We start from the raw sequence: 11,636 nt of genomic DNA on the forward strand, positions 1-11,636 counted from the left end.
ATAGGCAAAATAGCCCGCCCCGTCAAGGGTCACGCTGTCGGAGCCCCCGCCCGTCCAGGTAAAGCTTACCGTGGCCCCCGGCGTTCCGGTGAATTCAAGCAACGCGGTCCTGTTCGAGCACACGTTGGCAGGGCCCGTGAAGGCGGCCGTAGGAAGCGCCTTCACGGAAACCGTGGCACGCAGGTTAAGCGTCCTTGTGCAGGGCACGGTGCCGCCCGTGGTTACGCCGGTAAGCGTATATGTCGTGGCCGCAGTAAGCGGGCCCGTTGGGATGCTGGCCGTTCCGGCCGCATCAAGGTTTTGTGTTATTGCAGGTCCGGTGCCTACGGAGTAGGTCACCGAGCCGTTGGCCGGGCCGTTTATTACGACGGTGGTTCCCGTTCCCTCGCATACCGTCGCGTCCGTGGCCGTGATGGTGGCCGTAGGGAGCGGGGTTACCGTGATGGTTACCGCATCCGTCAGGTTCGTGGTGCAAGGGGTAGTGCCCGTGGTGGAAACGCTCACAAGGGCGTAGGTCGTGTTTGCGGTTAGCGTGCGGGTAATCGTCGCCTCGCCAAGGGCAGGGTTGACCGCGCTCGGCGTGGCCAGCACAACCGTCTGCGGGCTACCGCCGTTTACGGTATAGGTGACTTCCGCATTGAGCGTTCCGGTGATGGTCACCGTGCCGCTGCCGTTTTCGCAGATTACCGGGGTCGCGGTCGATATCGTCGCAGTTGGCGCATCCGTAACCTCGATGCTCACGCTGCCGGTCGCAGCCTGTCCGCAGAATGGCGCAACGGCTGAGTTAACACCAACAAGGGTATATGTATGCGTTCCTGCAGTAGGCAATACCTCAAGGATAATAGCCTCGCCTGTAGCGTCTAATATGACTTGGTCAGCCGTACTGTCTAATGTATAAGTAACTGTAGCTCCTGGTTCTCCGGTAACTCTTACCCTCGAAGGGCTACCAAGACATACCTGAGTGTCTACCTGGTGGATAGTTGCTGTAGGGTATGGCCTTACCGTGATGGTTACCGCAGAGGTCAGGTTGTCCTCGCACGGAGGAGTGCTGGTGGTCGATACCTTTACAAGCGTGTAGGTATAGGTACCCGGCGTAAGGGTTGTAGGTAGGCTTATACTGCCATTGCCCGTTCCGTCAAGAGATACTGTCTGTGATGCTCCCGCTGGGTCCGTGTAGGTCACTACCGTGTTAGGCGTTCCCTGAACATTGATTGTAAGAGCAGAACCTTCACAGATTGGCGTATTTGGCGTAGTAATATTAGCTGTTGGCAAACCTCCTACAGTTACAGTAGCCGACCCTGTTAATGGTTGCGTACAAGTAACTCCAGCAGTTGTTAGGGTAGCATCAACTAAAGTATAAGTATATGGTGAATTTGCCGGAATAACAGCCGGTGTTGTGAAAGTATATACTCCGGTGTTTGTTCCTGTTCCGTCATCAACTAAAACAACAGATACTGTAGCTCCTGTATGGTCAGTATATTGAACGGTAGCTCCAGCTGTTCCTGTAATTGTAATAGTCGCTGTTGAATTTTCACAAATCTGTGCACTTCCGGATATAGTAGCTACAGGCGTAGGCACCAGACGTAAATCAAAGTAATACACATAATAGAATGTAGGATCCGCAATACTTTCTGCCCTAACATATACTCTATCTCCTGTAGTACCAGGATATGATGCTACTTCTGCAGGAGTAAGAGCTGTTGTAACGTCATCAGCATCAGCTTCAGACTCATGGAAAGTTATCGAGAAGTCAGCTGGAAGCGGGTTACCTGCTTCGGCTGCTATTGCAGCATTGATTGCAGGCAATTCATTATTTAAATTAAAATTTTCCTGAAAATCATTATTAACGTCGCACAAAATCATAGGTGCAATTTCCTGCGCATCACAATCTCTTATGATCAAATCAAAAGGAAGAATGTAAGAGCAGTTGGAAATAATATCACGTATTTTAATATATACCGTCTTGGTCATATCTGGCGCAGGTAGTGTATATAACACCGGTGCATCTGTATCAGAAGGATCATAAAACGCTGTATTTATAGGGTTTGCGTCATTATTCGCATCCGTAAGATTTTCATAATAATCAATCTCAAAATCATACGGATTCAAATTGTCAGGCGGTCCGGGATCAATTGTACCGAGAACAACATCAGTATTAATACCTATATCAAAAACTCTAGGATTAGTATCAGTAGTACAATGCTTGATATTTTTTGGAGGATATCCTACAGGCTCCCCTACTTTTACAGTAGCACAGTCTGTTGCTGTTAGTGGTGGAATTACAGGATTACAACTTCCAAAAGTAGCTCTAACACAATAAGTAGTGGTTACCGCAGGAGCTACAGTCAAACTTGGACTCGTCCCAATTATTGTACCCGGATTACCCGCTTCATACCATTCATATGTAACCGGAACCAACGGACCGCTTGGAGTAAACCTCCATGCTTCCGATTGAGTATCCGGAACCTGCCATGTACCCGTATTTCTATTTGGGCTTGTTGGTGAATATGCTATAGATCCATCTGCATTTTGAATACCAAGCAAACCATTACCTCCATTCCAACCGGCACAAGATGTTCTCCTTCTTACATGAATTTCAATAATATTGGTAGATTCAAACAATACTATTTGATAAGATTGGTATCCTTGCGTACCAGGAGCACAAGCACCACCAAAAAGCGGCACGTCCTGCCAGTTGGCAACAAATGCCCTACATGGATAGGTACCTACCGTAAAATAGTTAATCGCGGTAGTCGAGGTAGGACCATTCGCGATATTCAAATCTTGCAACATCATGATTGCGCTTTTGTATGGTGGGCCATAACCCGGACCGGAAGGAATCGGCGCATTGAAAGCCCATCCACTGCCACTTTCAGCAGGCACCAAAAGACTCGGCCTATATAAACCTCCAGGAGAATCAGGATGACCTAGAATACTAAAAGTAACAACTCCATTATCCCCTATCAAACAATCACTATATTTTTGACCAAAATAACAAAAGTTAAAAGGTACTGTTTGTTTTCCTCTTAGCGGTACAATTGCCGACCATTTGTCATCCGAAGTAATACTTGTTATATCGTTGACATTATCAGGACTTCTCCATACGAAAGGAGTCTGAGAAATGGTATAACTTGTAGTCTGTCTAGGAACACTGTTAACAGGCGGCGCAGCCGTAATAGTCCTTGTATCGCCTACGTTACAGATAGGCAATGGGGTGTTCGCATTTACGCTGACACAGCCTAAATCCTGGCCATAACTATTTGTTAACAATAAAGCAAATAAGAATAATAAAAGATAATTCTTTTTCATTTTTAGATTATTTTGAGGAGCGAAATTTACATAAATTTAAGAAATAATTATCTTAAATTTTGAAAATTTTTAAATTTAACATCTATAGAATTTCTTTGCTATTTATTATTTATCTTTGCAGTCTTTAATACGTACTTACCATAATATATAATTTTCAATGACAAATAACGAAGATTTTCTAGACGAAATTGGAGATAACCATATTGCCACAAATGCAAAAAATCCTTTAAGAAGCGATGCCTTTGATATTACAGACGACCAAAAGATCGAGCTTATAAAAAAAGACGTAGAAAACATTCTCTTAACACTGGGCATGGACCTTACTGACGATAGTCTAAAAGGCACTCCTAACCGCGTTGCCAAGATGTTTGTTAAGGAGATTTTTGGCGGTCTGAATCCGGCAAAAAAACCTAACGCTTCAACATTTATCAACAATTACAAATATGGCGAAATGCTGGTAGAAAAAAACATCACGGTGTATTCTACTTGCGAACATCACCTGTTGCCAATTATCGGGAGAGCCCATGTTGCCTATATTTCTAACGGAAAAGTAGTTGGTCTTTCCAAAATGAACCGTATCGTTGAGTATTTTGCAAAACGTCCGCAGGTTCAGGAGCGCCTGACCATGCAGATTGTTCAGGAATTACAAAAAGTGCTGAATACGGAAGATGTTGCCTGTGTAATTGATGCCAAGCACCTTTGTGTAAATTCCAGAGGAATAAAGGATATCGAAAGCAGCACCGTTACTTCAGAATTTGGAGGTAAATTTAAAAACGAGGCTACAAGACGAGAATTCCTAGATTATATTAAATTTGACACTCAGTTTTAAGCGACCAATCCAATAGGCCCTCACCACTTTAGGCCTGAATTTTAAAATCGACAACCTATGCCATTGTACCAGACTCAAAATCTAAAAATATACAATTCTCTCTCCGGAGAAAAAGAAGTTTTCGTTCCCCTTCATGAGGGCAATGTAGGAATGTATGTTTGCGGACCAACAGTTTACAGCAATGTGCATTTAGGAAACGTAAGAACGTTTATGTCATTTGATGTCGTTTTCAGGTACCTGCTTCATCTTGGCTACAAGGTAAGATATGTGCGCAATATTACCGATGTAGGGCATGTTGTAGATGATGAGGATGAAGGCGAAGATAAAATTGCAAAAAAGGCCCGTGTTGAAAAGCTTGAGCCTATGGAAATTGTGCAGCGTTATACTGTTGATTTTCATGAAATTTTAAAGGAGTTTAATTTCCTTCCACCCAGCATAGAACCTACTGCTACAGGCCATATTATTGAGCAAATCGAGATCATCAAAAAGATTATCGAAAATGGCATTGGTTATGTTTCCAATGGCTCTGTTTATTTTGATGTTCAAAAATTTAACAAGACCCATAATTATGGAAAACTGAGCGGCAGAAACATAGAGGACATGATTGCCAATACACGTGAGCTTGACGGACAATCCGACAAACGAAATCCGCAGGATTTTGCGCTATGGAAAAGAGCAGAACCGGAACATATTATGCGATGGCCTTCTCCATGGAGTGATGGTTTCCCAGGATGGCATTTGGAATGTACTGCAATGAGCACAAAATATCTGGGGAATCATTTTGATATTCACGGTGGCGGAATGGACCTTAAATTCCCACACCACGAATGTGAGATTGCACAAAATGAAGCCTGCACCGGACAAGCTCCTGTAAATTATTGGATGCACGCCAATATGCTTACACTAAATGGCAAAAAAATGGCCAAGTCTACCGGAAACAACATATTGCCAAGAGAAATCTATGCCGGCGGCAGTCCTTTTTTAAGCAAGAAATATGCTCCTTCCGTAGCACGCTTTTTTATGTTGCAGGCACATTACAGAAGCAATCTGGACTTTACAGATGATGCAATCGCAGCCTCTGAAAAAGGCTTTGTAAGATTAATGGATGCTTATGACACGATAAACGAAATCATTCCTTCTGAAAAATCATCGCTTGATATTCAGGCATGGATCGATGCCTGCTATGACGCTATGAATGATGATTTCAATACTCCAATATTAATAGCACAGCTATTCGAAGCAGTTCGCTATATCAATTTATTAAAAGAAAATAAGGAAACGATTACTTCGGAGGATCTGAAACTATTCAGTAAAACCATTGAAAATTTCTTATTTGATGTTTTAGGACTGACTAACGAAAAATCACTTGAAAATAATGACAAGCTAGACAGTGTTGTCAACATGCTTATAGGTATGCGCAATGAAGCAAGAGCCAATAAGGATTTTGCATTGTCTGACAAGATCAGGGACCAGCTTACCAATCTGGGAATTAATCTCAAAGACGGAAAAGAAGGAACAACATTCTCTATAAACTAACAAATGATGATGAAGCTATTAAGCTTCATCATTTTTTTTAACAGCACTATTGTGAACCTGAAAAAACTACTTACCGCTCCCTTTATTCTGCTGATCCGGTTTTATCAGGGCGGTATCTCCCCTTTTCTGCCTTCTTCCTGCCGTTATCAGCCAACATGTTCTCAATACACGATAGAAGCACTGCAAAAGCATGGCTTGTTTAAAGGTGGTTATTTGGGAATCCGCAGAATCCTAAGCTGTAATCCGTGGGGCGGAAAAGGCTACGACCCTGTTCCTGAAAAAGTCTGCAAGCACAAACATTAACGCCTTTTTTTGATTCGATTAAAATCAAATCTTTATTTTTACGGCTAAATTCAGAACTTTAAAATTATGACTACAGCTCTAAACATTGTTTGGAATCCATCAGAAGGCATTGACTTAGGTTTTTTCGTAATACGTTATTACAGCCTGATGTTTGTAATTGCCTTTGTATTAGGATGGTATTTGATGAAAAAGATATATTTGCGAGAAGGCGAATCGATTGAAAAATTAGACACGCTTTTCATCTATACTTTTTTCGCCACATTAATAGGAGCCCGCTTAGGCCATGTCATTTTTTACCAGTCAGAGTTGTTCCGCGAAGATTTCTGGAGTGTCTTTCTTCCATTCAAAACGAAACCACATTTTGAATTTACCGGTTTTTCCGGATTGGCCAGCCACGGAGCCGCGATAGCAATAATCATTACAATGTATTTTTACAGCAAGAATGTTATCAAGCGCCCTCTTTTATGGATTTTGGACCGTATTGTAATTCCTGTGGCCTCTGGCGCCATTTTTGTCAGACTTGGAAACTTTTTCAATTCTGAGATCGTAGGACACAAAACGACTTCTCCCCTTGGAATTAAATTTTTACGGGACAGTATTAAACCTGACGTGGCAATGATTGAAACCAAAACCAACAATGTCAATGATGCATATCACCAAATCGCAACGAATCCGGAATATGCAGCAATATTGCAGCAGGTTGCTCCAAAACATCCGGCACAGCTATATGAAGCGGTTGGCTATGTGATTGTTTTCTTCATCTTATTTTTCTCTTACTGGAAAACACAGGCGAGAGAAAAATCCGGATATCTTTTCGGGCTATTTTTAGTCTTGTTATGGACTGTACGCTTCCTGGTTGAATTCGTAAAAGAAAGCCAGGGTGGAATTGAGGAATCTCTGGGTCTTTTCTCAACAGGACAATGGCTAAGCATTCCTTTTATACTTGCTGGTCTGTATTTTATCTTTACTGCAGAGAAAAAGGTAAATTCTTTATAGCAAATTACTCATCAAATATAGAAAGGGCCATACGGCCCTTTTTTATTGGTTTTTATAAACCTTCAAGCTTGTGCAATATAAGGAATATAAATTAAAAACGAAAAGAACTCTTAAAAAGGCTAATTCACAAACCAAACACCTTATATATTATTTTCAAATTCAATACCCAGACAACATATTTGCATCTTGGCGCCTTTGCGCGAAAACAGCTTCTCGCAAAGGCGCTAAGACGCTAAGTTTATGAAGAGTGAACCCCATGGAGTAAACCTTTCTGTTTGCTCTATTCAAACAGATTTCCAGAACTATACAAACAAAAAAAAGCCCGACGTATCGGGCTTTTATTATTTATCTATCGAAAACGTATTATTTGTTCTCAACATTATTGTGCATATCTTCAATTCTCTTGTGTTCAGCATCAGAAATAGAGTCACAAAGAACCGGTGTTGCAATGAACAATGATGAGTATGTTCCTACGATAATACCCACAAGCATTGCGAATATAAATCCACGGATAGATTCACCTCCAAAGATAAACATGATAAGCAATACTAAAATCATTGTCAACGACGTGTTTAATGTTCTTGACATTGTAGTATTAACCGAACGGTTTACGATATCATTGAAGCTACCTTTTGTTTTACCTGCAAGGTATTCACGAATCCTGTCGAATACGATTACCGTATCGTTCATCGAGTAACCGATTACGGTTAGGATAGCCGCAATAAAGTGCTGGTCCATTTCCATGTGGAAAGGCATGAATTTATAACATAATGAATAGATACCTAAAACAAAGATAACGTCGTGCGCTACAGCAGCAATCGCACCTAAGCTGTACTGCCATTTTCTGAAACTAATCATCAGGTAAAGGAAAACAATTCCCATAGCTCCCAGTACTGCCCAAAATGAGTTTGTTTTAATATCTTTTGCAACAGCAGGACCTACTTTAGAAGAAGATACAATACCTATGGTTTTTCCATCATATGCATTTACGAATTTTTCATAAGTCAAATCCGGTCCGTAATATTTCTTAAGGTTGTCAAACAACATTTTGTTTACTTCCACATCAGCATCAGAGCTTGGATCATCAATTTTATATTTAGTAACAATTTTAAGCTGTTCCTTATCTCCTAATACTTTTGCCTGAACAACTCCGTCAAATACTTTAGTAAGTTCGTCAGATACTTCAGAAGCTTCTACCGGCTTTTCAAATCGGATTTGGAAAGTACGACCTCCTTTGAAATCTACACCTTCATCAAGTCCGTTGATAAAGAATGAAGCAACGCTCACGATAACAACACAGCTTGAGAAAATGTAAGTGATTTTCTTTTTACCCAAGAAATCATAATTAAAGTTTGTAAACCAGTTTTTAGACATTGATGTTACGAATGTCAGGTTGTTCTTTCTGGAAATACTCCACTCTAACAAGATTCTTGTAATAAAGATTGATGTAAATAACGACGTGAAGATACCAATCAATAATGTAGTTGCGAAACCTTTGATTGGTCCTGTTCCAAAAATGAATAATACGGCTCCAGTCAAAACGTGAGTTACGTTCGCATCTGTAATAGAAGACATCGCCCCTCTCCAGCTGAAAGAAACTTTTACTGCTTCTTCCAGTGTTTTGCCCATTCGCAATTCTTCTTTTGCTCGCTCGTAAATGATAATGTTAGCATCTACCGCTGTACCCATTGTTAAAACGATACCCGCAATACCAGGCAATGTCAGGATTGCACCAATACTAGCCAAAATACCAAATAAGAAAAGTAAGTTTACTGCCAATGCAATGTTTGCAAACCAACCTGATTTTCCATAGTATACAACCATCCAAAGCGATACCAGTAATAATCCAACTAAAGCTGAAGTAATACCATTATCAATAGCTTCCTGCCCCAATGACGGACCAACAGCATCAAACTGAACGATATCTGCAGAAGCCGGTAATTTACCTGCTCTAAGAATGTTTGCTAAGTCTTTTGTTTCAGAAATATCAAAGTTTCCTGTAATTTGAGAAATACCACCTGTGATAGCACCACTTGTTACTCCCGGAGCAGAATATACTACGTCATCCAATACGATAGCGATGAATCCTTTTTCAGTGTATGCTTTTCCTGTAAGAGCTTCCCAATCTTTGGCACCTTTGCTGTTCATGATCATTTCTACAGAAGGCTTACCCATCTGGTCGAATTTATCACTTGCGTCAGTTACAACACCTCCGCTCATTGCCGGAGTGTTTTGTCTGTTACCTTTTAATGCATATAGTTCTAAAACTTCTACCTTTTTAGAGTTAGGAGTTTTTGTAGGATCAACAATCTGTTGTTTTAATACATTTATAGATTGAGGCTTGCTCCAAACAAATTTAGCATAACGCTGCTCGCCTGTTAGAAGTGATTTCACTTCCGGCATTTTCAAATACCCATTAATTTTTGCAGTATCTTTCGGAGAATAGTATCCTAAGATAGGACCTTGTCCGTAAGCAGTCATTTTGTCAAACAAAGGATTGTTTCCTTTTACTGCAGTAGAATCTTTAGAAGCATCTGTCAACAGATTTCCAAGAGTATCGTTGGCTGTTTTAGGAGTTTCTTTAGTATTGATTTCTTTTTCGGTTTTCTTAAGAACTTCATTAGTAGCCATTAAGAAATTACCCATTTCTTCTATTTTGTACGTTTCCCAGAATTCAAGTTGGGCTGTACTTTGTAATAATTTTTTGATACGGTCAACATCTTTTGCACCCGGAAGTTCAACCAGAATTCTTCCTGACTCTCCAAGCATCTGGATGTTTGGCTGAACTACACCAAATTTATCGATACGCTCAGTCAATACTCTAAATGCACTCTCAACAGATTCTTTAACTTTTCTCTTGATGATTGTTTTTACCTGCGCATCAGACATATTGAAGTTAACCTCTTCAAGATTACGGTGTGCAAAAACTTCAGGATCTGCTAATTTTACCGCTCCTTTAGACTCTTCATCAAATGCGATAAAAAAGGCATCGATATAATCCTGATTACCTTGTTGATTTTTATCAGCATTCTCCAAAGCTTTATTGAAAACCGGGTTCTTTGTGTGGTTAGCCAAAGTTTTCAAAACGTCTTTTACAGAAATTTGCAAAATCACATTGATACCACCTTCAAGGTCAAGTCCTTTGTTGATTTGCTTATCAGAAACTTCTTTGTAAGTAAATTTTGTAAAGCCAAGGTTGTAAACATTTTCCTTGCTGATTGAATCAAGATACTTTACTTCTTTTTTCTCATCTCCGTTAGCAAAGGCTTTTGCATCACTCTTAACGCGGTTGGCGACAAATGTGAATGATAGTTGGTAAATACTTACCAATGCAAATAAAATTGCAAAAAATTTAACGAGTCCTCTATTCTGCATTATTACTAAAAATTAATTAAATTTCTTATTCTTGGTGTGTTTAAACAGATAAAACAGACTAAATCAAGCAGTTATCAGACAATAACAACAAAACTTGACTTATTCCCTTTTTTTTAAAACGAGCAAATATATAATTAACCAAAAGATTAACCAATTAATTTGCTAATTATATCATAAAAAAAAGACTGCAAGAAGCAGTCTCTTAATTTATAAGGCAGGAATTACGCCAAAACCGACTTCAAATCGGCATTCATATTTCTTACCGCATCGGCACTTTTAGCCAACAATGCTTTTTCTTTTTCATCCAGGTTGATGGAAAGAATTTCTTCCACACCATTTTTACCTATAATACAAGGAACACCCAAACAAATATCATTTTGCCCATATTCTCCTTCAAGGAATACTGAGCAGGCAATCATTTTCTTCTGGTCATTCAGTATACTGTCAACCAAATAGGCCACAGAAGCACCCGGCGCATACCAGGCAGATGTTCCTAAAAGCCCTGTCAATGTAGCACCACCAACCATAGTATCTGCCGCTACTTTATCCAACGCTTCCTGCGAAAGGAATTCAGAAACAGGAATACCATTATAAGATGCCAAACGAGTTAACGGAATCATAGTCGTATCACCGTGTCCGCCAATTACCATAGCCGAAACATCATTAGACGGTTTGTCTAACGCTTTTGACAGGTAATATCTGAAACGGGAACTATCCAAAGCACCTCCCATTCCGATGATTCTGTTTTTCGGAAGTCCGGTAGCTTTTAAAGTCAAGTAGGTCATTGTATCCATTGGATTTGAAACTACAACTACAATGGTGTTTGGAGAATATTTCAAAACATTTTCTGCAACCGATTTAACGATTCCAGCATTAATTCCGATTAATTCCTCTCTTGTCATTCCCGGTTTTCTAGGAATACCAGAAGTGATTACTACAACATCACTGTTGGCAGTTTTAGAATAATCATTGGTTACTCCGGAAACTTTTGTATTAAATCCTGTATTTGTAGCGCACTGCATGATGTCCATTGCCTTACCTTCTGCAAATCCTTCTTTAATATCTAATAAAACCACCTCACTGGCAATTCCTCTGTAAGCAATCACGTCAGCGCAGGTTGCGCCCACATTTCCGGCACCTACTATTGTAACTTTCATAATAATTGTATTTGTTTATTTGTTGTTGTTTATTTCAGAGTATTAGGCGTCGATATTAGCATAGGCCGCATTCTTCTCGATGAATTCACGACGAGGCGGTACCTCATCACCCATCAACATAGAGAAAATAC

General features: G+C 40.3%; 7 protein-coding genes. 4 read left to right on the forward strand and 3 right to left on the reverse strand.

The annotated features are described in order from the left end of the window. Positions 1-3,309 (reverse strand): NIDO-like domain-containing protein (locus tag BGO88_RS05885; RefSeq protein ID WP_286706277.1); only part of this gene is annotated, 3,309 nt, incomplete at its 3' end. A 157-nt stretch (positions 3,310-3,466) separates the two neighbouring features. On the opposite strand from BGO88_RS05885, the gene folE reads away from it, so the two are divergent. The 4 genes from folE to lgt all read left to right on the forward strand — a co-directional run bounded on the left by folE (position 3,467) and on the right by lgt (position 6,973). After that, entirely contained in the window at positions 3,467-4,138 is a 672-nt protein-coding gene (folE, locus tag BGO88_RS05890) for a GTP cyclohydrolase I FolE (protein ID WP_056072861.1), read from the forward strand. A 57-nt stretch (positions 4,139-4,195) separates the two neighbouring features. Next, entirely contained in the window at positions 4,196-5,674 is a 1,479-nt protein-coding gene (gene cysS / locus BGO88_RS05895) for a cysteine--tRNA ligase (protein WP_056072865.1), read from the forward strand. A gap of 9 nt (positions 5,675-5,683) precedes the next feature. Continuing rightward, complete coding sequence (gene yidD, locus BGO88_RS05900) at positions 5,684-5,977, forward strand: membrane protein insertion efficiency factor YidD (protein ID WP_273237986.1); 294 nt, start codon at positions 5,684-5,686, stop codon at positions 5,975-5,977. Positions 5,978-6,043: 66 nt separating this feature from the next. Then, positions 6,044-6,973 (forward strand): prolipoprotein diacylglyceryl transferase, encoded by a 930-nt coding sequence (gene lgt, locus BGO88_RS05905; protein WP_286706278.1) that lies wholly within the window; start codon positions 6,044-6,046, stop codon positions 6,971-6,973. Positions 6,974-7,336: 363 nt separating this feature from the next. Here lgt and secDF read toward each other — a convergent pair whose 3' ends face one another. After that, positions 7,337-10,348, reverse strand: a complete 3,012-nt coding sequence (secDF, locus tag BGO88_RS05910; RefSeq protein ID WP_056072872.1) for a protein translocase subunit SecDF — start codon at positions 10,346-10,348, stop codon at positions 7,337-7,339. A gap of 221 nt (positions 10,349-10,569) precedes the next feature. Then, a complete protein-coding gene (gene mdh / locus BGO88_RS05915) occupies positions 10,570-11,505 on the reverse strand; it encodes a malate dehydrogenase (protein ID WP_056072875.1) in 936 nt (311 codons plus the stop codon). Positions 11,506-11,636: the final 131 nt, after the last annotated feature.

It is taken from the genome of Flavobacterium sp. 38-13 (assembly GCF_001899155.1).
GTDB classification, from domain to species: Bacteria; Bacteroidota; Bacteroidia; order Flavobacteriales; family Flavobacteriaceae; genus Flavobacterium; species Flavobacterium lindanitolerans.